This is a genomic window from Burkholderia lata (genome assembly GCF_902499025.1).
Taxonomy (GTDB): domain Bacteria; phylum Pseudomonadota; class Gammaproteobacteria; order Burkholderiales; family Burkholderiaceae; genus Burkholderia; species Burkholderia lata_C.
The window spans coordinates 298890-323391 of record NZ_CABVPW010000002.1 but is presented as its reverse complement, the minus strand read 5'-3'; the positions used below and the strand labels follow the sequence as shown (position 1 = coordinate 323391).

Genomic DNA, 24502 nt, shown 5'->3' with positions numbered 1-24502 from the left:
CCCTGATTGATACCGGCGTTCGCCGTTTCAATCTGTCGTCGTTGAACACGCGACGATATTCCCGCCGGCACGAGCCTGATTTTCCCGATCCCCGATTCGGCGTGTAAGTGACCATTCACTGTCGCGCAGTCGTGCTCGCCATCGGCGCGCTTGGGCGCCGCGGGCAATGCATCGGCGCCTGTTCCGTGAAAGCGCAACGGCACGACCGATTCGCAATTTTTTTCGATTTATATAACGCTATTCTCGCGCTGCGCATTATCGAATGCACGCTGCACGTAATACCGACTGCGCCGGATGATTCAGGGGAAGAAGTGACGTATTGCGGCTTTCAAGGCATCCGGCCGGCCCTTCATGTGAATGTTCGCACCCTCCAGGAGAGCATCCGTCATGGTCGCCCGACAACGGTTTCAGGCTGTGCTTCTCGCCGCAGCGATCGCCGCGATTACCCCTGCCGCTTACGCAAGCAACACCACCGACTGGCTGGCGAACACGTACGGCACGCTCGCGGCCCACGTCGGCAACGTCGCGCGCGCGATGTGGGTCGCGCCCGAAGGCGTGATCTATACGGCGTCGATGTGGGACGAGGACGAAGGCGGTGTCGCGATCTACCAGAACGGCAAGAGCGCCGGCTCGATCGGCACGCACTCGGAGTTCCAGGGCAGCGCGATCACCGGCAACGCGACCTCGCTGTTCGTCGCGCTGCAACCCGGCAAGACGTATGGCAGCGGCGCGGTGGGGCGCTACAACCGCGCGACGAAGTATCGCGACCGCGTCATCCAGGTCAGCGCGGCGACCAACCAGCCGCGCATCGACGTCGTCACCGGGCTCGCGACGGCCGGCTCGCTGCTCTATGCAAGCGACTTCTACGGCAATCGCGTGCGCGTGTTCACCACCGACGGCGTGTGGCAGCGGGACGTCGGCGTATCGGCGCCGGGCGCGCTCGCGGTGGACGGCGCGGGCAATGTGTGGGTCGCGCAGAAGGGCGCGGGCTCGATCGTCGGCTTCAGCCCGGCCGGTGCGCTGCTGAACACGATCCGGATGCCGGCCGGGTCGCAGCCGTCGGCGCTGGTTTTCGATGCGGCGGCCGGCCAGCTGCTGGTGGGCGACGAAGGTCCCGACCAGAACATCAAGCGCTATACGGTGGCCGGCCGGCCCGCGCTGGCCGGCACGTTCGGCGTGCGCGGCGGCTATCTCGACACGACGACGGGCATCAAGGGGCAGGTCGGCGCGCAGCGCTTCACGCGCATCGTCGGGCTCGGCAAGGACACCGGCGGCAATCTCTATGTGCTCAACAATCCGTGGGGCGGCAGCTGGGATCTCGGCCGCAACGGCGCGACCGACATCCATGCGTACAGCAGTACCGGCAGCCTGCGGTGGACGCTGCAGTCACTGAACTTCGAAGGGATCGCCGCGCCGGACCCGGTCACGGACGGCACGCTGTTCTACGGCGGCACGCACGTGTACCGCGGTGGCGCGGGCGGCACGTTCGTCGCGAACACGGTCGATCCGTTCACGTATCCGGCCGATCCGCGCATCGACATGAGCGACACGCAGCGCGACGAGCACTTCGGGCTGCTCACGTCGGTGGGCGCGAACCGGATTCTCGTCGCGGCCGGCCAGAACCCGCCCGTCTTTTACTTCTTCCACTTCAACGCGGCGAACGGCTACATCGCGATTCCGGACGGCTCGATCCCGGGCCCCGCGTTCAACACGACGCGGCGCGTGACGAGCGGCTTCAGCATCGACAGCAAGGGCGGCGTGTGGGCCGGCCTCGACAAGACCGGCGCGATTACCCACTACCCGCTGACCGGCTTCGACGCGAGCGGCAAGCCATCGTGGGGGCCGGGCGTCGCGACCCGCGTGCCCGACAGCATCCAGCCGCTCACGCGCATCGTCTATCTCGCGGACAGCGACACGATGGTGCTCGCGCAAGGCGCCATCGGGAGCAACGACTGGACGTCGATCGGCACGCGCATCGAGGTGTATCACGGCTGGAGCGCGGGCAACACGACGAAGCCCGACCCGGTGATCACGCTGCCGCACAGCGGCGCGAAATCGATCGACGCGGCGGGCAACCATCTGTTCGTCGGTTACTGGTTCAGCAGCAGCGGGCCGCTGTGGCCGAACGTCGATGCGTTCAACCTCACCACCGGCAATCTCGATACCACGCTGGTCAACGCGAGCCCCGCGACCGTGGATACCAGCAGTGCGATCGATGCGATGTACAGCATCCGAGCGTACCGCCGATCGAACGGCGAGTACGTGGTGATGAAGAACAATGTGAAGGGCAACAGCATCACCGTGTACCGGTGGACGCCCTGACTTTGATGTTGCGCGCGCGGCTGCCCCGACCTCGGTCGGCGGCCGGGCTCGCGAAGCCATGATGTGATTCGTCGCGGTTTCGCGCGATTTCCATCGCGTTTCCACAGAATTTCCACATCACGCGCTCGTAATGACCGGCGTGCGCAACGCGCGCCTCCCCGCCCGCCGGGCGGCTGTCCCCAACCACACAACGCGGAAAATCCGTTCCGGGCACAATGACAGCGGCATCGGCAGGCACCGCGCGTGCCCACGACGATGAATCGAATCGACTGACTGGTTGCGCCGGTGCATTGCTGCACCGGTGCATGTGCGCGGCAACCCCTGCCGCGTTTTTTGAGCCGAAGTGACGAAAAGATGAAGACGAAAACCACACCGAACCGCCTGTTGCTGATCGCTGCGCTGGCCGGCGCGTTGAGCGGTACTGCTCACGCAGAGACGGCGGCAACTACGGCGACCGTTGCGACGGTCAACGGCACGCCGATCACGCAGGCCGACGTCGATACGCTGCGGCGCGCGTCCGGGCAACCCGACTCGCCGCAGATCCGCCAGGCGATCAAGAATCAGCTGATCACGCGCGTGCTGGTTCAGCAGGCCGCCGAGAAGGCGAACTACGGCGACAAGCCCGAGGTCAAGGCGGCGGTGCAGCAGGCGAAAGCGAATGCCGAAGTGCAGCTTTACCTGCGCGACAACGTGAAGCCCGAGCCGGTGACCGAAGAACAGGTCAAGGCGCGCTACGACGAGCTCGTGGCCGCGCTCGGCAAGAACGAATACAAGCCGCGCCTGATCATCGTCCAGGATCCGGTGACGGCCGCGACGGTGCTGAGCGAGCTGAAGGCGGGCAAGTCGTTCGAAGGGCTGGCGCGTCAATACAGCATGGCGCCGAGCCGCGATGCCGGCGGCGAGCTGCCGTGGGTGAGCTTCCATACGCCGGCGACGGAAGGCAAGACGTCCGGCCTGCCGTTGCCGGTCGCGCAGGCGCTCGAGAAACTGAAGGTCGGCGCCGCGACGAGCGATTCGATCCCGGTCGATGGCGTGCGGGCGATCGTGAAGCTGGATGCGAAGCGGCCGACGCAGGTGCCGGGCTTCGCGACCGCGAAGCCGGGGCTTCAGCAGCAATTGCAGGCGGCCGCCGTGGAGAAGGCGAGTGCGCAGATGATCGGCAACTTGCTGAAGGACGCGAAGATCACGCAGTAATGCGGCGGCGTTAAAACGCCGGACGTCACGCGCGCCAGATCATGCTCGCGCTCGTGTCGGTTTCCGACTCGCTGCGGAAGCCGAGCCGTTCATAGAGCCGCCGCGCCGGGTTGCCGTGCAGCACGCTGAGCGACACCGGCACGTGTGCACGCGCCGCGTCGTTCAGCAATGCGTTCAGCACGGCTTCGCCGATGCCCCGGCCCTGATGCGCGGGGAGGATCTGGATCTGGTGCACGTGCCACTCATCGGTGGCGCGTGTCACCTTCAGCAAGCCGATGGCTTCATCGTCTTTGCAGACGATCATCGCATCGTCGAAATTCGCGCGAATGCGCCGATCGTGCGCTTCGTCGTCGCACGGCATGCCCGCGCGTTGCAGATGCTCGGTCATCGTGAGGCGACGCAGGTTCAACAGGAACGGCAGGTCGGCGGCAGACGCCGGGCGCAGGCGGATTGCGTGTGTCATCGGGCGGACTCGTTCGTTCGGGAATGCGGGATCGTCGACGGGAAGGGTGAACCCCGCAGCGCATCATTCCCGATGGCGGGCAGCCGGTCAAAGGGCGCGGCGCCGAATCCGGCGAGCATGCGTGACCGATCATGCCGCGTGCCGGCCGGACGCCTGTTACGCATCGGCGAGATTGGCGATCAGCGTGTCGACCACCACGCGTTTCAGGCTCGCGAGCGCGGAAGGCGCATCGCCTCCACCCGCATGAACGCACACGTCGACAGACGGCAGCGGCGGCAGGCCGTCGCGCTCGCCGAGCTGCCGCAGTGCTGGCGGCACACCCGCCATCGTTCTCGCCGTAATGCCCAGTCCGCCCGCGACGCCGGCCCACAGGCTTTGCAGGCTGCCGGTCGTGTAGGCGAGCCGCCACGGGATCCCGGCCTGGTCGAGCGCATCGGTGCCGGCCTTGCGGAACAGGCACGGCGGCTTGTACAGCGCGAGATCCAGCGGTGCGCCGGCGCGCGGACGCACGTCGATGCCTTGCGGCCCGATCCACGCCATCGGCAGCGTGACCAGGTGTTCGGCGTCGGTGCGATGCCCGCGGCCCATCGCGAGCACGAGGTCGAGTTCGCCGCCGTCGAGCCGGTCGAGCAGCGCGCCGTTGCCGTCGACGACGATGTCGACGCGCACGCCCGGGTGCGTGCGCTTGAACTGGCCGAGCGCGACGGGCAGCCACGATTCGGCGAAGTCTCCCGGCAGCCCGAATCGCACGGCCCCCTCGATCGCCGCGCCGCGGATCGCGCCGACCGCCTCGTCGTTCAGGTCGAGAATGCGGCGCGCATAGGACAGCATCAGTTCGCCGGCTTCGGTCGGCACGAGGCCGCGCCCCTGGCGGCGAAACAGCGGCTGGCCGATCTGCGTTTCGAGCTTGCGCATCTGCTGGCTGACCGCCGATTGCGAGCGGCCGATCCGGTCGGCGGCGCGGTTGAGGCTGCCGAGCCGATCCGCGGCGATCAGCGTGCGCAGCGCATCCATGTCGAGATTCGGAAGCGTCATGATTCGGTTTTTCTTATAAGTCGATTTCGAATTATCGTATTTATTGCACATTCCCGTCGCTACCATCCAGTGAACCGGTCGTTCCGGCTCACGGGGATGCGCGCGATACGCGGCTGCGGATGTCCGTGAGGTTGCTTCCCTTCTTTCCGACAAGGACTGTGAATGAACATCCGCTCGATATTCCGCCAAGGCTTTCCCGGCATGCTGCTGGCCGCATCGATGATTCCCGGCGGCGCATCGGCCGCGCCGTTGCTCGCGGGGACATGGACGCTGGTCGCGGCGGACGTACAACATCCCGACGGCACGGTCGGCCGCGACTATGGTGCCGATCCGAAGGGGCTGCTGCTGATCGACGTGCACGGAAACTATTCGCTGCAGATCTTCAGGTCGGAACGCCCGCGCTTCGCGTCGAACGACAAGGCGACCGGCACGCCGGACGAATTCCGTGACGCCGTGCTCGGTTCGAGTACCCACTACGGCACGCTGACCGTCGATCCCGCGAATCACAAGCTCGCGTTTCACATCGTCAATTCGTCGTACCCGAACTGGATCGGGCAAACGCAGACGCGAAGCTATCAATTGAAGGACGGCGAACTGAGCTACCGCGTGCCGCCGCGGGCCAACGGCGACATCCCGATCTCGGTGTGGCGGCGAGTGGATTGAGGCGGGAGGGTGTCAAAGCCCCGGCAACTGAATCTGCAAGCCGGCCGGGCGATGTTCGAGGACATTCGTGACTTCGTATTCGGTTTTTGCTCCGTCCGAGGTTTGCCACTGCTGCATGCGGACATTGCACACGAGCACGTCGCCCTTGCTGAAGCTGATCTGGCTGTTGTTCACGCGCGACAGGAAGCCGGCATCCGTGATCGCCGCGTGAATCGTCGACGTGCCGTCGTACAGCCGCCACTTGTTGTCGTCCTTGAACGCGAGCGACACGATCGAGAACGCCATCTTGCAATGCTCGTCGAGGATCAGCGAGTCGGCGGGTTCGGGCGCGTGAAACCACGCGATTTCGCTCCGGTCGACCGTTTCGACTATCTCCGTATCGGTGCCGACCGCAAACACCACGATGCCTTCGCGCGCGAGCGGCGCAAGCACTTGCTCGGTGGCGCGGCGAACGCCGACGTCGCGCAGCAGCGTGAGGACCGGCAGGTCGATTTCGAGTGTGTCGCCTTCGACGTGCAGGATCGCGGTGTGGTCCTGCATCTGCACCTGCAGGATCTCGCGCCCGCGCAGCCATTTGAGGACGGCGAAGAGCCCCTTTCCCGCCCTCGGCGCGGCGATGCCGAGCGCGGTCAGGATCGTGACCGCATTGGCGAGCGCCGTGCCTTCGTTGCCGCTCAGCATGTCGCGCATGCGGCCGAGCAGCGAGGTCGCGAGCGTGAAGTCGATACCGAAGCTGCCGGTCTTGAAGCTGCCGCGCACGTTCACTTGCGGCCGAACCCGATCGCCGCACAGCGCGCGGGTCGACGCGTCGAGCAGATCCCCGATGGCGAGCAGCGCGGGCGCGAGTTCGCGCGCGTCCATCTCTGACGATTCGAGCGCGGGCCCGTCGTAGGTGGCGCGAAAGCGGCTCATGGCGCAGAGGGGGCCGGGATCGGCCGGGCCGGTACGGTTTTCATTGCGTGCGCTCATGTGGAAAGTTTGCTGATGACGTGGACGATACCGGAAGCACATACTTTCGGAAGTCTTTCATGCCAGGTGCGATCCGCCGGTCGCGGGCGATTTTGGCCGTCCGGCCAAGACGGCGTTCTGACGTGTCCCGACCGGACCCGACACACACCGAACTTTTCCGATCCTTTCCCGGTCACAACCGCCAGCTCGCGGGCGCGCCGGCGCCCCGCACGCGCTTCCGGCCCCCGGTATTCCCCGGCCCGCCCCGTCCGCATATCATTCGCACATCGCGCACCTGCCGACCGCAGGCGCAGCACACAGGGATTCTCGATGGACACCAAACGATCGCGGCCGGGCCTCGTCGCCGCGCTGCTCTGGGCGGCGCTGTATCTCGCGACCGGCTACATCTCGCACCAGTTCAACGGCCCCGTCCGGCTGACGGGCTACATCTGGCTGCCGGCCGGCGTGACGGTCGGCGCGTTCATGCTGCGGCCGATGCGCGAATGGCTGACGCTGGCCGGCGCGTTCCTGGTCGGGCAGCTCGCGCTGAACGGCATCGAACAGGCCAGCCTCGTCAACGCGGTGTTGTTCACGGTCGACGAGGTCGGCGCGGCCGCGCTCGCGGTGTGGCTCGTCCAGCGCGTGCGCTTCTCGCTCGAAGGGCTGTATTTCCTGCGCTCGGTGATCCTCGCCGGCCTGATCGCGGGCGTGGTCGGCGCGATCGGCGGCGCGGCCTGGTACACGGTGGTCAAGGGCGCACCGTTCTTCGACGTGTGGTCGGTGTGGGCCGCGTCCGATTTCGTCGGCGTGCTGCTGGTCACGCCGGTGCTCGCGTCATGGTCGCGCTTTCGCGCGCACCGCTCGGGTGACCACGAGCGCTTCGACCTGGTGCTTGGCATGGTCTCGTTCGTGCTGGTCGTGGGCGCCGCGCTCGTGATCTTCGACGGCGATACGTCGCAGAAATTCGGCACCGGCGCCGGCTTCGCGCTGACGTACATCCCGCTGTTCCTCACCGTCGCGGTGACGCTGCTGCTCGGCGGCCGCGCGGGCTCGTCGTCGGTGCTGGTGCTCGCGCTGATCGTGATCGAGCAGACCGCGCAGGGCGACGGCCCGTTCTCGTCGTTTCACGAGCACTACGGCAGTGCGCTGCTCGAGGCGCAGCTTTATCTGGCGGTCGCGTCGCTGCTGGTGCTGACGGTGAGCACGCTGAAGACGACGCGCGAACGCGTGCACGAACATGCGGCAGTCCTGCAGAACAACATGGAACTCGCGCTCGCGAGCGCCGGCCAGATCGCCTACGTGCTCGATCCGGATTCGGGGCGGATCGAGTGGAGCGGCGACGTCGAGCGCGTGTTCGGCGTCGGCGTCGATGCGGCACAGATCGCGAGTGTGGCGCTCGTGCTCGAGCGCGTGCAGCCGGGCGATCGCGCAGCGCTGCGCGACTACTGGGATGCGGAGATCGCGGGCGAGGATCGCGCGTCGCTGTCGCTGCGTATCGTGCAGCGCGACGGCGGCACGCAGACGGTCACCGATCACGGCGCGCCGCTGCTCGATTCGAATGTCGACGTGACGGTGGTGGCGGGCGTCTGGCAGCTCGAGCGCGTGTGGCCGGCGGCGGACGAATGAGCGGACGCGCGTCATGACGGGCCGCACCGGCGTCCTGCTGATCCATGGGCTCGGCGGCACGCAATACGATCTCGGTTCGCTGCACAAGGCGATGCGGCGCGCGGGCGCCGATACGCACATGATCACGCTGCCGGGGCACGGTACGCGTCCCGAGGATCTCGTCGGCGTGCGCGCGGAGGCGTGGCTCGACGCGGTGACCGAACAGTATCGCGCGCTGGAAAACGAGTACGACACGCTGCATGTCGCGGGCATGTGCATGGGCGCGCTGGTCGCGCTGCTGCTGTGCCATCGCGTGCAGCACGCACGCGGCCGGCTCGCGCTGCTGGCCACGCCGGTGTTCATCGACGGCTGGTCGACGCCGTGGTATCGCGCGTTGCGGCACGTGCTGTACCGCGTGCCGGGTGTCGCGGAGCGGATGCGTGTGGAGGAAGGCGATCCGTTCGGCATCAAGAACGCGACGATCCGCGCGATCGTGAAGAAGAAGTTCGAGCGCGAGGACAGTTTCCACTATGCGTGGGTGCCGCTCGCGTGCGTGCGGCAGGTCGACCGGATGCGCGACTGGGCGCTCAAGGCGGCGGCCGGCACGCCGAGCCCGACGCTCGTGCTACATGCGCGCGAGGATGAGCTGACGAGCCTGCGCTCGGCCGATTTCCTGCTGGAAAAGATGCCCGACGCGCGCGGGATCGTGCTGGAGAACAGCTACCACATGATCTGCGCGGACAACGATCGCGACGACGTCGCGCGCCACGTGCTCGAATTCTTCGGGTTCGATCCGGTGCATGCGGTGAGCCCGGCGATGGCGCGCAGGATGGGGCGGCTGGAGTCGTGACCCGCTGACGGCGGCTTATGCCACTTCGGGCCGGCGCGCGAGCCGCTCGCGGATCTCGGGCGACGCAAGGCAGGTCGCCACGGCTTCGTAGCCGGGCGCACCGGGGTAAGGCGCCACACGCGAAGGCGGGCTGTGATTGGCCGGGCACAGCAGGAGGGTTTCGTCGGGGCCGACCGCCGACAGATCGAGGATCGCCGACGAGCGTGTCAGCAGGAACAGCGGCCGCATGCCGGCGGCGGCGCGTTCGCGCAGATGGGCAATCAGTGCGTGTTGCGTGGGCCGGTCGAGATCCTGTTCGATCATGTCGACGACCAGCGCGCGCGGGCCTTCCGCTTCGAGACTCGCGAGCAGCGCGGTCAGTGCCGCCGATGGTGTCGCGCCTCGGTCGGCGAGCGATGCCGATGCGTGGTCGACACGCGACTTCAATGAAGGATCGGCGCGCAGCGCGGCACGGGCATCGGCACCGTCGTTTGCCAGCCGGTCGAGGCCGACGAACACGGCACCGGGCAGCGCGTCGGCGAGCCGGAGCGCCAGCCGCGTCTTGCCGCTGCCGAGCGAACCGATGATGTAGTTCAACGGCCGGATATCCCGACACTCGAACCATTCGCCGCCCCACGGCCACGGCAGGCTGAATGCCACGCCGGTGCCGCTGTCGTCGACGAGCCGCGTCAGTTCGCCGTCGGCCGGCATCCGGCCGCGCGCGAGCCCGGCGCGGATCGCGCGCACGCGGTCGACCTTGTGCACGAGATCCTGGATGCCGTGGTCGAGCGCCGCTTCGTGAGCGGCCAGCGCGTCGTCCAGGCTGCGTGCGTCACCGTCGAGCACGCTCGCCACTTGCGCGAGACTGAGGCCGAGCGCCCGCAGCGCGGCGATATCGGCCGCGCGGGCGAGCGCGTCAGGGCCGTACACGCGGTAGCCGGCCGGCGTGCGTTCCGGCGTGACGAGGCCGTGCCGCTCGTACAGCCGCAGCGCCTTGACCGATACGCCGAGCCGCGCGGCGGCGGCCGATGCGTTCAAACGGGGCGTGGGCGTACCCATCCGTCACCTCTCTCTGCTGTCGATTCGTTACGACGAGCATAAAGGCGATCCCAAGGGCCGGGTCAAGCGCGACCGCGCGCGAATCGACGAAGGTGCAATCGCGCTACGCGTCAGTCGGCGGCCGCGAACTCTTCGCGCAGCGCGTGATACAGCCGCCGATACCGCGCGAGCCGCCCCGCCAGCAGATCGACCGTGGCGGCATCAGGCGCCACCGTCTCCGTGACGGGCGGCGCGACGCAGACTTCCGCGAGCGTGTCGCCGGTCGCGGCGAGGCGGGCGAGCCGCGCGGCGCCGAGTGCCGCGCCGACCGCGCCGTCCGCATGACGCTGCATCGCGAGCCCGGTCGCATTCGCGCACAGCCGCGCCCAGAACGCGCTCTTCGAGCCGCCGCCGATGAACGACACCGCGTCGAGCGTCGTGCCGGCTGCGCGCAGCGCGTCGTAGCCGTCGGCCATCGCGAACGCGACGCCTTCCATCACCGCATACGCGAGGTCGTACGCATCGTGCTCGTTGGACAGCCCGAAGAACACGCCGCGCGCATGCGCGTCGTTGTGCGGCGTGCGTTCGCCGCCGAGATACGGCAGGAACAGCGGCGCACGCGCCGGCTCCGCGCGTTCGGCGCGTGCGGCGAGCACGCCGGCGGTGGTGCCGTGCGCACGGGCGAGCCAGTCGAGGCTCGCGGCGGCCGACAGGATCACGCTCATCTGGTGCCAGCGCCCTTCGACGCAATGGCAGAACGCATGCACGGCCGCATCCGGGTTCGGCGCGAAGCGGTCGTTGCCGGCGAACAGCACGCCCGACGTGCCGAGCGACAGGAAGCCGCTGCCGGCGCCCGTGACGCCCATGCCGATTGCCGACGCCGCGTTGTCGCCGGCGCCGCCGGCGATCGTCACGGGCCCTGCGATGCCCCACTCGCGCCGCAGCGTGTCGCGCAGCTGTGCGGCGGGCGCGTTGCCTTCGACGAGGCGCGGCATCTGCGCGCGCGACAGCTCGGTCGCGGCGAGCATCCGGTCGGACCAGTCGCGGCGCGCGCAGTCGAGCCACAGCGTGCCCGACGCATCGGACATCTCGGACACGAATTCGCCGGACAGGCGCCAGATCAGGTAGTCCTTCGGCAACAGCACCTTGTGCACCGCGCGGAACACGGCAGGCTCGTATTTCGCGAGCCACAGCAGCTTCGGCGCGGTGAAGCCGGGCATCGCCATGTTGCCGGTGATCGCGCGCGATTCCGGCACCAGCGCTTCGAGCTCGACGCACTCGGTGCCGGCGCGCGTGTCGTTCCACAGGATCGCGGGGCGCAGCACCTGGTCCGCGCGATCGATCAGCGTCGCACCGTGCATCTGCCCCGAGAGCGCGATGCCGCGCAGCGCGGCGAAGCCGGCCGGATGCGCGGCGCGCACCGCCGCGATCGCATCGAGCATCGCGTGCCACCACGCCTGCGGGCTCTGTTCCGACCAGTGCGGATGCGGGCGGCTGATCGACAGCGCGGCCGAGCCGGTCGCGAGGGGGGCCGAACGGGAATCGGTGAGGAGTACCTTGACCTCGGACGTGCCGAGATCGATGCCGAGAAATGTCACGTGTGAAGCATCCTGTCTGGGACGCGCGGCGGCGCACGCCGAAGGGGCGGCGCGTCGTCGCGGCCGCGCGGTTCGTTGAGCCGGTGCAGCGCGCGGAACCTCGACGGCGGCACCTGCTTCATCGCGAGAAACTGACGGTTGAAATTCGACAGGTTGTTGAAGCCAACCCGGTAGCAGATGTCGGTCACCGTCAGGTCGGAAAACATCAGCAGCTCGCAGGCCTCGTTGATGCGCAGCCGGTTCAGGTAGCGCACGAACGACGAGCCGGTATGGCGGCGGAAAAAGCGCGTGAAGGTGCTGACGCTCATCCCGGCGAACGCAGCGACATCGGTCTCGCGCAGCATGCCCGGCAGGTTCTGCTGCAGGTACGACAGCACCTGGTTGATGGTCGACGACATGTAGTGCTGCGCGTCGCTGCGGTAGCCGGGGCCCGCGAGCACGCGCCGCTCGCGGCACGACGACAGCCGGTCGAACAGCGACATCAGGATCTCGACGCGCCGGCAGCCGTGCGCGTTCGCGAGTTCGAGCATCAGCGGCGCGACGTCGCGGCCGACGCGGTCGGGAAACTGCACGCCGCGCGCCGCATCGTCGATCAGGTCGATCACCGGCTGCAGCTCGCTGAACGCGCCGACCATCTTCTCGATCGCATCGCGCGAGAACTGCAGCACGACGTCGCGCGACGGCACGCGCTCGCCGTCGGCGAGTTCGCTGACCCAGTTGTGCGGCAGATTCGGCCCCGTGACGATCAGGTTGCCGGGGCCGAAATCGCCGATGTGGTCGCCGACGAACATCTTGCCGTGCGACGCCTGGATCAGATGGATCTCGTATTCGGGATGGAAGTGCCACTTCGCGACCGAATGCGGATAGTCGTGGATCCACGCGCGGAACGATTCGTCGCGGTGGGTGGGAACGATCTCGAGATCCGGGTTCATCGTGTGCTCCGTCGGGGGCGTGCCGGCGTGCTACGAACGGGACATCGACCAGCCCGTCGCGGCGGGCGGCGTGGTGCGCGTCGCGGCCGCCGGCGGCGCCGCGTGCGCGATCGGGTTCGCGTCCGGCAGCGTGACGTTGCGCTCGGTGCCGGCGTCGAACAGATGCAGGGCTGCTTCGTCGAAGCGGAACGCTACCACGGCCCCCGGCGCCGGGGCCATCGGTGCCGGTACGAGGGCCGCGCACGGCTGGCCGTGCCAGTCCAGCGTGACGAGCGCCTCGGCGCCGAGCAGCTCGACGAGCTCGACCGTACCGGTCAGCGCGAGCGTGCCGGGGGTCGGATCCGGTTCGGTGACGAGCCGCAGGTGATTCGGGCGGATCGCGGCCTTCACCTACTGGCCGTCGTGCAGCCGGGCGAAACGCGGCGACGCGAGCGGCCAGCGCGCGCCGTTGCAGTCGAGCAGCACGTTCGCGCCGAGGTGCTCGATCGTGCCGTCCGCGAAGTTCATCGCCGGGGTGCCGACGAAGCCGGCGGCGAACACCGTGTGCGGCTGCCCGTACAGCTCGGCCGGCGTGCCGATCTGCTCGATGTGGCCGCCGCGCATCAGCACGACGCGGTCGGCCAGCGTCATCGCCTCGAGCTGGTCGTGCGTGACGTACAGCGTGGTCGTCTTCAGCCGCCGATGCAGGCGCTTGATGTCGCCGCGCAACTGCGTGCGCAGCTTCGCGTCGAGGTTCGACAACGGCTCGTCGAACAGGAACACGGCGGGTGTCTTGATCATCGCGCGCGCAATGGCCGCGCGCTGCTGCTGGCCGCCCGACATCGCGCGCGGGCGGCGGTCGAGCAGTGTGTCGAGGCTCAGAATGCGCGCGACGTCGCGCACGCGGCGGTCGATCTCGTCGGCCGGCACCTTCAGGCGCCGCAGGCCGAACGCGATGTTGTCGTACACCGTCATGTGCGGGTACAGCGCGTAGTTCTGGAACACCATCGCGACATTGCGCTCGCGCGACGGCAGGTCGTTGACGACCGCGTCGCCGATCACGAGTTCGCCGCCGGTGATCGCCTCGAGGCCCGCGATCATCCGCAGCATCGTCGACTTGCCGCAGCCGGACGGGCCGAGCAGCACGATGAATTCGCCGTCGGCGATCTCGAGGTCGAGCGGGTGCAGCACGGCGGGGCCGCCGTCGTAGTGCTTCGACAAAGCCTTGCAGGTGATCTGGGCCATGGCTCAATCCATTTCGATCTGAATCTTGACGTCGCGCGGGTGGCCGCTCGCCGCTTCCTCGAACGCGCGCACGCCTTCGGAAAACGGGAACGTGCGCGAGATGAACGGCTTCACGTCGATCGCGCCGGACGCGATCAGCGCGAGCGCGCGCGGAAAGATGTTCGCGTAGCGGAACACCGATTCGATGCGGCCTTCCTTTGCCTGCAGCGCGACCACGTCGAGCGGCACCGGGGCGACCGGCATCCCGATCAGCACCGCGCAGCCGCCCGGGCACATCAGGTCGACGAGGCCCGCATACGCGTTCGCGCTGCCGCTGGCCTCGAACACGACGTCCGCGCCCCAGCCGCCGGAGGCTTCGGCCACGGCGTCGGCGAGCGGCCGCGTGCGCACGTCGACGGTCGTGACGGCCGGGTTGTCGGCGAACAGCGCGAGCTTGTCGGGCACGACGTCGGCGAGGATCACGCGCGCGGCGCCGCCGGCGAGCGCGGCGAGCGCCGTCATCGCGCCGATCGTGCCGGCGCCGATCACGACCGCGAGGTCGCCCGGCTTCATCGCTGCCTTCTTCGCGGCCTGCAGGCCGATCGACAGCGGCTCGACGATCGCGCCTTCGGCGAACGACACGTTGTCGGGCAGCCGGTACGTGAACGCGGCCGGATGCACGACGAACGGCGTCAGGCAGCCGTGTATGGGAGGCGTCGCCCAGAAGCGCACGTCGGGATCGAGGTTGTAGAGCCCGCGCAGCGTCGCGGGCGAATCGAAGCGCGGCACGCCGGGCTCCATGCACACGCGGTCGCCGACGCGCAGGTGCGTGACGCCGGCGCCGGTCTCGACGACGGTGCCGGACGCCTCGTGGCCGAGCACCATCGGCGCGTCGACGCGGAACGGGCCGATCCCGCCGTGAACGTAGTAATGCACGTCGCTGCCGCACACGCCGACCGTATGCACCTTGATCCGGACGTCGCCGGGGCCGACTGCCTGTGGCAGGTCGATGTCGCGCAGCGCGAGTTCGCGCGTGCGTTCGAGTACGAGCGCTTTCAACACATCCTCCTTATTTTCCCTTGACCATCGAATTGAGCAGGCGGCTCAGCATGCCGACGAACACGAGCGGCGGCAGTGCGAGCAGCACCGTCGACGCATTGATCACGCCCCACGGCACTTCCTGGCCGAGCGACGTGAATGCGGACGCGACCACCGGCAGCGTCGCGCTGCGCGACGACGTCAGCGCGAGCGCGATCATCAGTTCGTTCCACACCAGCACGAAGCTGAACACGATGCCGCCGAGCAGCGTGCTCGCGCACACCGGCAGCGCGATGTGCCAGAACACCGCGTAAGGGCCGTAGCCGTCGAGCGCGGCGGCTTCCTCGATCTCGCGCGGCAGCCGGCGGAACACGGGGATCGACAGCCACGTGATGGTCGACAGCGTGACGAGCAGGTACGTGACGATCATCGACAGCTTCGTGTCGTACAGCCCGAGATCGACCCAGATCGCGATCAGCGGCAGCGCGACCGCGACCGGCGGCAGGAAGCGCAGCGACAGCAGGAAGAACTGGATGTCGCGCTTGCCGCGTATCGGGTACCGCGCGATCGCATACGCGGCCGGCACGCCGAGCACGGCGCCGATCAGCACGGCCGCGCCGACGATCACGATGCTGTTGCCGAGCCCGATCAGCACCTCGGGGCTCGACAGCACCTGCTCGTAGTTCGCGAGGGTCGGCGTGAAGATGAAGCGCGGCGTGGGCGTGACGATGTCGAGCAGGTGCTTGAGCGAATTGAGCACGGCCCAGAACAGCGGGAACGCGGCGACGAGCAGGATCGCGCCGGCGATCGCGACAGTCGATGCGGTCGAAACGGTCGCGGCGGTGCCGCGGCGGGCCATCAGTCGTCCCATTTGTTGACCCTCTTCCAGATGAGCGTGAAGACGAGCGTGGTCGCGACCATCATCAGCACGGCCATGCCCGACGCATAGGACACCTTGCCGGCGAGGCCGATGCCCTGCTGGTACGCGTACAGGTCGAGCGTCTCGGTCGCGATGCCGGGGCCGCCCTTGGTCATCACGTAGATCAGGTCGAACGAGCGCAGCGATTCGACCATCTTGATGAACACGAGGCTCACGAGCGGCGCCTTCAGCATTGGCACCGCGATGTACGCATGCACCTGCCACGTCGTCGCGTAGTCGAGCCGCGCGGCTTCGAGCGGCTCGGGCGGCAGCGTCTCCAGCAGCTTCAGGATCACGACCGCGAAGAACAGCCCCCATTGCCACACGTCGACCAGCGCGACCGCGTACAGCGCGAGATGCGGATCGGCGAGGAACGCGGTGTTCTCGATACCGAGCATGCCGAGCAGCCAGCTCAGGATGCCGGTGAGCGGCGCGTACATGAACTTCCAGATGAACGCGGCCGACACGCGCGGCAGCAGCACCGGCATGATCAGCACCAGCGATGCGAGGCGGCGCCAGCGGCCGTGCACGCGCTCGAACAGGAACACGGCCAGCGCGATCCCGACGAGCACCGCGCCGGCCACCGTGACGACTTCCCACAGCACCGACACTTCGATTGCGTTCAGGAAGCGCCGGTCGGATGCGAGCCGGATGAAGTTGCGCAGGCCGACGTATTCGCTGTCGGGATAGCGCAGCACGCGGTTGCGCAGCGCGAGGTTGATCGCGGCGACCGTGGGGACGAGGCTCAGGACCGCGAGCAGCGCGAGCGTCGGCGCGAGGAACACCCACGGCAGGCTCGTGCGGTCGCGGCGCGCGCGGCCGCGCCGGGCGGACGGTGCGGAAGGCGGGGAAGGGGCCGGACGGACGCCGAGCGCGCGTCCGTCGGCACCGTCATTTGCGAGCGCCATGTTCGAGCGCGTCCTTCGCGTACTGGGCCGCATCGTCGAGCGTGCCGCGGCTATCCGTCTGCGTGCCGGTGAACACCTGCTCGAGCGCGATGCCGAGGTTGTCGCCGATGTCCGGCCACTGCGGCGTGCGCCAGATCGTCACCTGCGTGACCGGGTTGGTGTCGTTCAGCCCGGCCTGGATCTGCGGCGCGACGTGCTGCTTGAAGTACGGGCTCGCGATCGTGCTCGACCGGTTGTAGTCGCTGAATACGCCGTTGCGCAGCCGAGCCTGCTCCTGGTCCTTGCTGGTCGCCCACGCGATGAAGCGGCCGGCGGCCATCCGCGTGCAGTCGTCCTTCGCGCCGACCGCCGAGATCGCGAAGCCGTGGCCGTACGCGGCCGACGGCAGCGGTGCGGGCGGGCGCGTGTAGCCGACCTTGCCGGCCACGCTCGACTTGCTCGCATCCTCCATCCAGTCCGCGAACGGCGTCGATTCGATCATGAACGCGACCTTGCCCGAGCGGAACGCTTCGAGCGCGTTGCTCCAGTCGTAGGTCGCGGCGCCCGGCGGCGCGTACTTGAACAGGTCGCTGTAGAGCTGCGTGGCCTTCACGGCGGCCGGCGAGTTGAACGCGGGCTGGCCGCCCTTGTCGGTCCACGCGCCGCCCATCCCGAGCATGAACGGCGACCAGCGCCACACGTTCATCCCCGAGCCGCGCTGGCCGCGTGCGACCCAGCCGTACAGCTTCGGCGGCGCGTTGAGCTTCTTGATCGCGGCGACGAGCTGGTCGAGCGTCTTCGGCACCGGGATGTGCGCGGCGTCGAGCAGGTCGCGGCGGTAGAACAGGAAGTCGCCGCCGCCGATCAGCGGCGCGAAGTACGCGACGCCGTTGTAGCTCGCGACCGCGCGGCGGCCGGGCAGGAAGTCGTCGTAGTCGTATTCCTTCGGGTAGTACTTGAGGAGCGGCACGATCCAGTTGGCCGACGCGAATTCGGCGACGTTCGCCTCGTCGACGTAGTAGATCTGGTACGAGCCCGCGCCGGTCGACGCGTCGAGCCGCGATTTCGCGCGGCGGTCGTTTTCACCGAAATAGCTGATCTCGACCTTGGTGCCGCTCTTCTTCTCGTAGTCGGCCAGCGATTTCTCCATGACCGACAGGCCGAGACTCTTCTGCGCGAGCACCCGAAGGGTCGGCACCTTGCAGACCTGCGCGGCCGCGACGCCCGGCAGACAGGCGCCGAGCAGCAGGCCGGCTGCGACGATTCGCATCTTGTTCACCCGTGTCTCCTTGATTCTGCTTGTTCGAATGCCGTCGATGACGGCAGGAACAATGGTGTGACGGGGGCGATGCGATCACCACATCAAAAGAATTCGCGGACCGATACTTTTTGCTCAGGGTCGGTCGTGCGATGCACAAAATGTGGTGGTGGGGCGGGGGCCGGCCCGGCGGCGGCGTGACCGAGCGCGTTCGGCCCGCGCGTGGCACCATCGCCGGCATTGCGCCTGCGCCCAGTCGAAACGGATGATGAACAAATTTTCCGACATGAGTACGTTCGTGGCCGTGGTCGAGGCGGGGAGCTTCTCCGAAGCCGCTCGTCGCCTCGGCACCACCAAGTCGATCGTCAGTGCCCGTATCCAGAAGCTCGAGCGGCGCCTTGCCTGCACGTTGCTCAAGCGTGGCCGTTCGCTGCAACTGACCGATCCGGGGCAGCGGTTCTTCGAGCAATCTCGGCAGCTGCTGCAGGAGCTCGAGCGCATCGAGGGCGAAGTGAACGAGGCCGGCTCGAGCCTGAGCGGCAGCCTGAAGCTTTCCGTGCCCGTGACCTTCGTCGCGCGCTATCTTGCGCCGCTGCTGTCGCGATTCGCGGACATGTATCCGGCGCTTTGCCTCGACGTCGAAGCGGACGACCGGCTGTCGAATCTTCAGGATGGACACTTCGATGCGGCGATCCGTCTCGGTCCGCTCGCCGATTCCAGCCTGATCGCCCGCCCTGTCACCGTCAACCGGCACCTGATCTGTGCGAGCCCGGGCTATCTCGAGCGGCGCGGCATGCCGGTGCATCCCGACGACCTGCCGCAACACGACGGCCTGCTTTATCTGAATCGCGAACCGCATGGGATGTGGAGCCTGCCGCTCGAGTACGAAAAGCAGTCGTTTCGCGTCAGGGTGCGGATGCGGACCGATTCGGGGTTTCAACTGCTTGCCGGTGCGATCGCCGGGTTGGGGCTCGCGATCCTGCCGACCTTCCTGGCGTCCGAAGCGCTGGTGTCCGGCGAGCTCGTGTCGGTGCTGCCGGAATATGCGCCGTCCGGCGGGCAGGTGAATGTCGTCTATCGCAAGACGGTTCGCACGTCGCCCAAGATCCAGGCGCTGGTCCGGTTCCTGGAAGACGAGATCGGCCATCCGGCCCGCTGGGACATGCCGCTGATCGAACGCGGCCTGCTTCCGCATCCTTCGCATACTTGAACATGCCGTCGCCTCGCCGGCGGGGGCGGCGCGCATGACGGGCAGACGTGCGCGTTCGGAAAAAGCGAACCACCGGTTCGGTTTCCGCTAGCTATCCGGTCGCGAGGCCCGACCGTACTGTGGCACACGCATTCAATGGAGAAAGCGTCTGCCATGAAGAACACCACGCTGCATCATCCCGCGCGCCGCGTCATGCTCGCGCAAACCCTCGCCCGTTCGGCGACGCTCGCTGTCGGTTCGCTGCTCGGCGCCGACGCGATCGCGGCCAGTGCGGCGAGCTCGTCGAGTTCGTCGAACGCGTCCAGCTCGGGCGCCGCTGACGCATCGCCCCGAACCAGGACCGCAAGCGGCCCGCGAACCGTCGATGTACTGGTCGTCGGCGGTGGCTCCGCCGGTGCCGTGATGGCGGCCCGCCTGAGCGAGAAGGCGAGCCGCCACGTCATGCTGCTCGAGGCCGGGCACAACTATGCCGCGTGGGACTACCCGCACGTGATCGCCAGCAGCGATATCGTCGGTGGCGATGCGCGGCATGAATGGGGCTATCGCACGCAGGCCGGCTACATCGATCACCCGATCAACGCACTGCGCGGCAAGATGCTCGGCGGCAGTTCGGCGATCAACGGGGCCGTCGCCATTCGCGCGCGGCCGCAGGATCTGAAAAACTGGAATCTTCCCGGCTGGTCGTACGAGGACATGCTGCCGTCGTTCCGGCGGCTCGAGCATCGCGACAACGACAGCGTGTCGCACGGCCAGGCGGGGCCGCTGCCGGTGCGTCAGCTGACGCGCGACGACATCACGCCGATGCAGCGCGCGTTCGTCGATGCGACGATCGCGAACGGTTATCGCGCGATCGAGGATTTCGACGGCGCGGATGCCAACGGCGTCGGCCCGTATCCGATGAATATCGTCAACGGCGTGCGCGTCAACACGGGCATGGCCTACCTGACCAATGAGGTCCGGGCGCGGTCGAACCTGACGATTCGCGGCGGCGCGCTGGTCGATCGCGTGCTGTTTGCACGAGGGCGGGCCATCGGCGTGCGGCTCGACAACGGTGAGGAAATTCACGCGAACGAGGTGATCCTGAGCGCGGGCGCCTATGGCAGCGCGGCCATTCTGCTTCGTTCGGGCATCGGGCCGGGTGCCGACCTGCGTGCGCTGTCGATTCCCGAAGTGGCCGCGTTGCCGGTGGGCCAGCGCCTGAAAGATCATCCGTTCTACTACAACGCGTATGCGGCACGCCCCGACCGGATCGGCGATCAGTCGCCGTCGATCGGCGCGTTCCTGTGGACCAACAGTTCGACTGCGCAGCACGGCGATCTCGACCTGCACATCACCGCGACGCACCTGTTCCCGCACGACCAGAGCCCGACCAAGGTCGGCTTCGTGCTCGCGGTCGCGCTCACGCGGCCGTTGTCGGTCGGCAGCCTGAAACTCGCGAGCCGGCAGGCAGGCGATGCGCCCGTGATCGACCTGAATTTCCTCGGCGAAGCGCAGGATCGCGCGCGGCTGCTCGAAGGCATCAAGCTGGCGCGCCGTATCGGCCGCACCGCGCCGCTGTCCGGCCTCATTCATTCCGAACTGAATCCGGGGCCGGGTGCGGAATCGGACGAACGGATCCTCGCGTCGGCGCGATCGACGCTCGACACGTACCACCATCCGACTTCGACCGCCCCGATGGGCGTGATCAACGATCCGCATGCCGTCGTCGATCTCGAGGGGCGGGTGCACGGCGTGAGCGGCCTGCGTGTCGTCGACGCGTCGATCTTTCCGGACGCGATTTCGGTCGCGACCAACATCACCACCATCGCGACGGCCGAGCATATCGCCCGCCGCTACAGCTGACCGGGGAACGTCATGAATGTTGCTGCTCCCGTATTGAACTGGATCGACGGCGAGTGGGTGGATTCGCCCGCGCATCGCGATTCCGTCGACCCCGCCACCGGCTCGGTGATCGGCCGTTATGCCGACGGCGGCGAGCCCGAAGCGCGCGCGGCGATCGACGCGGCCCTGCGCGCGTTTCGCGACACGCCGTGGAAATGCGATGCCGCGCTGCGCGCCCGCGTGCTGGACGAACTGGCCGCCGCGTTCGAGCGGCATGCCGACCCGCTGATCGAACTGCTGGCGCTCGAGAACGGCAAGATCAAGCCCGAAGCGCGTTTCGAAGTGTCGATGGTGCCGTCGAAGCTGCGCTACTACGCGGCGCTGACGCGGGCCGAAACGGGCCGCAGCGGAACGCCGCGGCCGGACGTCGTGTCGCTCGTGCTGCGCGAGCCGATGGGCGTCGCCGGCATCATCGTGCCGTGGAATTCCCCCGTCGTGCTGATGGTGCGTTCGCTCGCGCCGGCGCTGGCGGCGGGGACGACCACGGTCGTCAAGATGCCGGGCCAGACCGCGCAGACCAATGCGCTCGTGTCCCGGATCCTGTCCGAAGCGCCGTCGCTGCCGCGCGGCGTCGTCAATCTGTTCAGCGAATCGGGCGCGGACGGATCGAAGACCCTGATCGCCTCTCCCGACGTGCCCGTCATCAGCTTCACGGGCTCGACCGCGACGGGACGCGCGATTTCCGCCGTCGGTGCGCAGCGGCTCAAGCGCTTCGGTCTCGAGCTCGGCGGAAAGACGCCGCACCTGGTGTTCGACGACACCGATCTCGACGCGGCATTGCCCGTCATCGAAAAATCGCTGACGGTGTTTGCCGGGCAGTTCTGCATGACCGGCTCGCGCCTGCTGGTACAACGCGGCATCGCCGACGCGGTGCGCACGCGTCTCGCGCAACGCCTGGCCACGGTGCGGGTCGGCCCGGCCGCCGATCCGCTCAGCGACATGGGGCCGCTCATCGACAAGCCCAACGTCGAACGTGTCGATCGCGCGGTCGAGGAGGCGATCGCGGCGGGTGCGAAAGTGGTCGTTCGCGGCGGCCCGGTGACCGAGGGCGAACTGGCGCGCGGCGCGTTCTATCGCCCGACGTTGCTCGAAGTCGACAGCGCCCGGCTCGAGATCGTCCAGAAGGAAACCTTCGGGCCCGTCATGACGATGCAGGTGTTCGATACCGAGGCGGAAGCCGTCGCGTTGGCCAACGACAGCGAATATGGCCTGGCCGCGGCGGTCTGGACGCGCGACGTGCAGCGTTCGATGCGGGTTGCGCGGTCACTTCAGGCCGGCACGATCTGGATCAACGATTGGGCGAAGGTCTACGACGAATTCGAGGAGGGCGGGTATCGGCAATCCGGGCTGGGCCGCCTCAACGGCGCCGCCGCGATCGACGACTTCATCGAATACAAGCACATCACGCTGACGACCGGAGACGCGCTGTGAAAGCCAAGATCGTACTGGAAGAGCACCTGTCCACTGCCCTCAACAACAGCATGTGGGACGCGTCCGGCGAAGCCGCGCGCAACGGGAAAGCCTATATGGACGACGTCGAGGCGCGTCTGCTCGACGCGGACAGGCGGATCGAGGAGATGGACCGGTGCGGGATTGACGTCGCGGTGCTGTCGCTGACGTCGCCCGGCGCGCAATCGATTCTCGACCGCGCGGCGGCCGTCGATTTCGCGAAGCGGACCAACGACGAGATCGTCGAGCGCTACACCTCCGTGCATCCCGGGCGCCTGCAGGCGTTCGCGACGGTTGCGCTGCAGTCGCCGAAGGATGCGGCGGACGAACTCGAACGGGCCGTCGTGGAGCTTGGCATGCGGGGCGCGCTGGTGAACGGCTATACGAATATCGGCGACGCCGACACCGCGCAGTATCTCGACGAGGCGCCGGTCTGGGAATTCTGGGAGCGCGCGGCCACGCTCGACGTGCCCGTCTATCTTCATCCGCGCGAGGCGTTGCCGAGCCAGCAGCGGATCTATGAAGGCTATTCGTCGCTCGTCGGCTCGGCGTGGGGGTTCGCGCACGAGACGGCCACGCATGCGATCCGCCTGATGCTGAGCGGCCTGTTCGATCGCTACCCGAACCTCACGGTCATCCTGGGGCATCTCGGTGAAGGGTTGCCGCTGATGCTGCCCCGCCTCGAGCATCGTCTTCGCATGCAGCGGGACGGCGCCGGGCTGGGGCAGGCGAAGCGCCCGGTCGGCGAGTATTTCAGCAACAACTTCTACGTCACGACGAGCGGCCACTTTCACACGAAGGGGCTGCTCGACGCGATCAGTGAAGTCGGCGTCGATCGCGTGCTGTTTTCCGCCGATTACCCGTACGAGAGCATGCAGACCGCCAGCGAATGGTTCGACCACGCGTTGCTGAGCGAAAACGACCGGGTCAAGATCGGCCGCACGAATGCGGCGCGTCTGTTCGGGTTCTGATCCCGGCGGCAGCTGAAAGCGGGACAGGTTCCGCTGCTGCGACGGCACGCGGCACGCTCATGGGCGTCGCGTGCCGTTTCATGGGCGCGTGAGCGTCAGTTTGCGTGCCCGGTAGCGGCAGCCGCATCGACATCGATCCGGTACACCCGCAGCGCGTTGTCATGCCAGATCGCGCGGCGTGCCCGTTCGCCGAGATCTGCCATCGCGTCGGCGAATGTCCGCAGCAGCACCGGATAGGTGACGCGCAACCCCGCCACCGGGAAATTGCTCGCGAACAGGCAGCGTTCCCAGCCGAAGATCGCGATCGCGTCACGGATGATCCGTGCATTCTCGGCATCGTTCCAGGCCGCATCCCGCAGGCCGAATTCGGACAGCTTGACGGTCACGTTCGGCGACTCGGCGAGCGCCCGCATGCCGCGCCGCCAGCGCGCGAGACCGGTCGTGGAACGATCCCACGGCAGTCCCGCATGTTCGAGCACGACGTCGACTTTCGGTGCATCGGCAAGCAGCGCGGCCGCCTCCTCGAGATGCCAGAACGGCACGCGCAGATCCCAGCACAGCCCATGCGCGGCGAGACGCTCCAGCGCAGCCGGCCAGCGCGGATCGCGCAGCGTGCCCGGCCCGTCGACCGACGCACCCGGCGCGGCCGCGGTGCGCGGCTTGAAGCGCACGCCGCGTACGCGCGGCCAGGCGGCCTGCTCGGCGAGCCGTTCATCCGCATCGCCGGCCAGCAGGTCGACCCATGCGACGACCGCCGACGGCAGCCCGTGCGACTCTGCGACCTCGTGCAACCAGCGCGTTTCCGCGAGCGCCTCGTCGCGCGCCCGTTCGGCCTCGACGTGCACGCTCGCGACGATCGGCGCACCTTGCGCCGCGTGCCGGAGCTCGTCCACCCCGAAATCGCGGCACAGCGCCGCGTAGTCGCCGAACATGAAGCGCGCCGGATCGTAGTCCTCCTGCAGCCACGGATAGTGCGCGCCCGCATCGAGCCGCCACAGGTGGTGATGCGCATCGACGAGCGCATCCGGCATGCCGTCGAGCGGCGACGTGTCGTGCATG

General features: G+C 68.0%; 20 protein-coding genes and 1 pseudogene. 9 read left to right on the top strand and 12 right to left on the bottom strand.

Going from position 1 to position 24502, the window contains the following annotated elements; all coding sequences use genetic code 11:
* The first annotated feature begins 387 nt into the window (after positions 1-387).
* Both BDI24065_RS03020 and BDI24065_RS03015 read left to right on the top strand, forming a co-directional pair.
* Positions 388-2322, top strand: a complete 1935-nt coding sequence (locus BDI24065_RS03020; protein ID WP_175029961.1) for an SMP-30/gluconolactonase/LRE family protein — start codon at positions 388-390, stop codon at positions 2320-2322.
* Positions 2323-2676: 354 nt separating this feature from the next.
* Complete coding sequence (locus BDI24065_RS03015; RefSeq protein ID WP_175029960.1) at positions 2677-3516, top strand: peptidylprolyl isomerase; 840 nt, start codon at positions 2677-2679, stop codon at positions 3514-3516.
* Between the two features lie 25 nt (positions 3517-3541).
* Here BDI24065_RS03015 and BDI24065_RS03010 read toward each other — a convergent pair whose 3' ends face one another.
* Positions 3542-3979, bottom strand: a complete 438-nt coding sequence (locus BDI24065_RS03010) for a GNAT family N-acetyltransferase (protein WP_175029959.1) — start codon at positions 3977-3979, stop codon at positions 3542-3544.
* A gap of 156 nt (positions 3980-4135) precedes the next feature.
* Positions 4136-5014: a LysR substrate-binding domain-containing protein gene (locus BDI24065_RS03005; RefSeq protein WP_175029958.1), complete on the bottom strand. Its 879-nt coding sequence runs from the start codon at positions 5012-5014 to the stop codon at positions 4136-4138.
* Between the two features lie 162 nt (positions 5015-5176).
* On the opposite strand from BDI24065_RS03005, the gene BDI24065_RS03000 reads away from it, so the two are divergent.
* Entirely contained in the window at positions 5177-5677 is a 501-nt protein-coding gene (locus BDI24065_RS03000; protein ID WP_175029957.1) for a lipocalin-like domain-containing protein, read from the top strand.
* 12 nt (positions 5678-5689) lie between these two features.
* On the opposite strand, the gene BDI24065_RS02995 is transcribed toward BDI24065_RS03000, so the two are convergent.
* Positions 5690-6646 carry a hypothetical protein gene (locus tag BDI24065_RS02995; RefSeq protein ID WP_175029956.1) on the bottom strand — a complete coding sequence of 319 codons (957 nt, stop codon included), beginning with the start codon at positions 6644-6646 and terminating at the stop codon, positions 5690-5692.
* Positions 6647-6955: 309 nt separating this feature from the next.
* Between BDI24065_RS02995 and BDI24065_RS02990 the strand changes: the two genes are divergently transcribed.
* Entirely contained in the window at positions 6956-8251 is a 1296-nt protein-coding gene (locus tag BDI24065_RS02990; protein WP_175029955.1) for an MASE1 domain-containing protein, read from the top strand.
* A 13-nt stretch (positions 8252-8264) separates the two neighbouring features.
* Complete coding sequence (locus tag BDI24065_RS02985; RefSeq protein WP_175029954.1) at positions 8265-9080, top strand: alpha/beta hydrolase; 816 nt, start codon at positions 8265-8267, stop codon at positions 9078-9080.
* 15 nt (positions 9081-9095) lie between these two features.
* On the opposite strand, the gene BDI24065_RS02980 is transcribed toward BDI24065_RS02985, so the two are convergent.
* From BDI24065_RS02980 to BDI24065_RS02945, 8 genes and pseudogenes are all read right to left on the bottom strand, one after another.
* Entirely contained in the window at positions 9096-10118 is a 1023-nt protein-coding gene (locus BDI24065_RS02980) for a MerR family transcriptional regulator (protein WP_175029953.1), read from the bottom strand.
* 110 nt (positions 10119-10228) lie between these two features.
* On the bottom strand, positions 10229-11695 hold the full coding sequence (gene xylB, locus BDI24065_RS02975; RefSeq protein WP_175029952.1) for a xylulokinase: 1467 nt from the start codon (positions 11693-11695) through the stop codon (positions 10229-10231).
* Complete coding sequence (locus BDI24065_RS02970) at positions 11692-12627, bottom strand: AraC family transcriptional regulator (protein ID WP_175029951.1); 936 nt, start codon at positions 12625-12627, stop codon at positions 11692-11694. Before BDI24065_RS02970 ends, xylB begins: the two co-directional genes overlap by 4 nt.
* A 30-nt stretch (positions 12628-12657) precedes the next feature.
* A pseudogene (locus tag BDI24065_RS02965) lies at positions 12658-13851 on the bottom strand (ABC transporter ATP-binding protein).
* Between the two features lie 3 nt (positions 13852-13854).
* Positions 13855-14889 (bottom strand): NAD(P)-dependent alcohol dehydrogenase, encoded by a 1035-nt coding sequence (locus BDI24065_RS02960; protein ID WP_175029950.1) that lies wholly within the window; start codon positions 14887-14889, stop codon positions 13855-13857.
* Between the two features lie 10 nt (positions 14890-14899).
* A complete protein-coding gene (locus BDI24065_RS02955; protein WP_175029949.1) occupies positions 14900-15739 on the bottom strand; it encodes a carbohydrate ABC transporter permease in 840 nt (279 codons plus the stop codon).
* Positions 15727-16695: a carbohydrate ABC transporter permease gene (locus BDI24065_RS02950; RefSeq protein WP_254609666.1), complete on the bottom strand. Its 969-nt coding sequence runs from the start codon at positions 16693-16695 to the stop codon at positions 15727-15729. Before BDI24065_RS02950 ends, BDI24065_RS02955 begins: the two co-directional genes overlap by 13 nt.
* Positions 16679-17944 (bottom strand): ABC transporter substrate-binding protein, encoded by a 1266-nt coding sequence (locus tag BDI24065_RS02945; protein ID WP_438819995.1) that lies wholly within the window; start codon positions 17942-17944, stop codon positions 16679-16681. The genes BDI24065_RS02950 and BDI24065_RS02945 overlap by 17 nt, the downstream gene beginning before the upstream one ends.
* 256 nt (positions 17945-18200) lie before the next feature.
* Between BDI24065_RS02945 and BDI24065_RS02940 the strand changes: the two genes are divergently transcribed.
* The 4 genes from BDI24065_RS02940 to BDI24065_RS02925 all read left to right on the top strand — a co-directional run bounded on the left by BDI24065_RS02940 (position 18201) and on the right by BDI24065_RS02925 (position 23443).
* Complete coding sequence (locus tag BDI24065_RS02940; RefSeq protein ID WP_175029947.1) at positions 18201-19142, top strand: LysR family transcriptional regulator; 942 nt, start codon at positions 18201-18203, stop codon at positions 19140-19142.
* Positions 19143-19295: 153 nt separating this feature from the next.
* Positions 19296-20984 (top strand): GMC family oxidoreductase, encoded by a 1689-nt coding sequence (locus BDI24065_RS02935; protein WP_175029946.1) that lies wholly within the window; start codon positions 19296-19298, stop codon positions 20982-20984.
* Positions 20985-20996: 12 nt separating this feature from the next.
* A complete protein-coding gene (locus BDI24065_RS02930) occupies positions 20997-22454 on the top strand; it encodes an aldehyde dehydrogenase family protein (RefSeq protein ID WP_175029945.1) in 1458 nt (485 codons plus the stop codon).
* Positions 22451-23443 carry an amidohydrolase family protein gene (locus tag BDI24065_RS02925; RefSeq protein ID WP_175029944.1) on the top strand — a complete coding sequence of 331 codons (993 nt, stop codon included), beginning with the start codon at positions 22451-22453 and terminating at the stop codon, positions 23441-23443. Before BDI24065_RS02930 ends, BDI24065_RS02925 begins: the two co-directional genes overlap by 4 nt.
* 95 nt (positions 23444-23538) lie before the next feature.
* Here BDI24065_RS02925 and BDI24065_RS02920 read toward each other — a convergent pair whose 3' ends face one another.
* On the bottom strand, positions 23539-24501 hold the full coding sequence (locus tag BDI24065_RS02920; RefSeq protein ID WP_175029943.1) for an amidohydrolase family protein: 963 nt from the start codon (positions 24499-24501) through the stop codon (positions 23539-23541).
* Position 24502 lies beyond the last annotated feature (1 nt).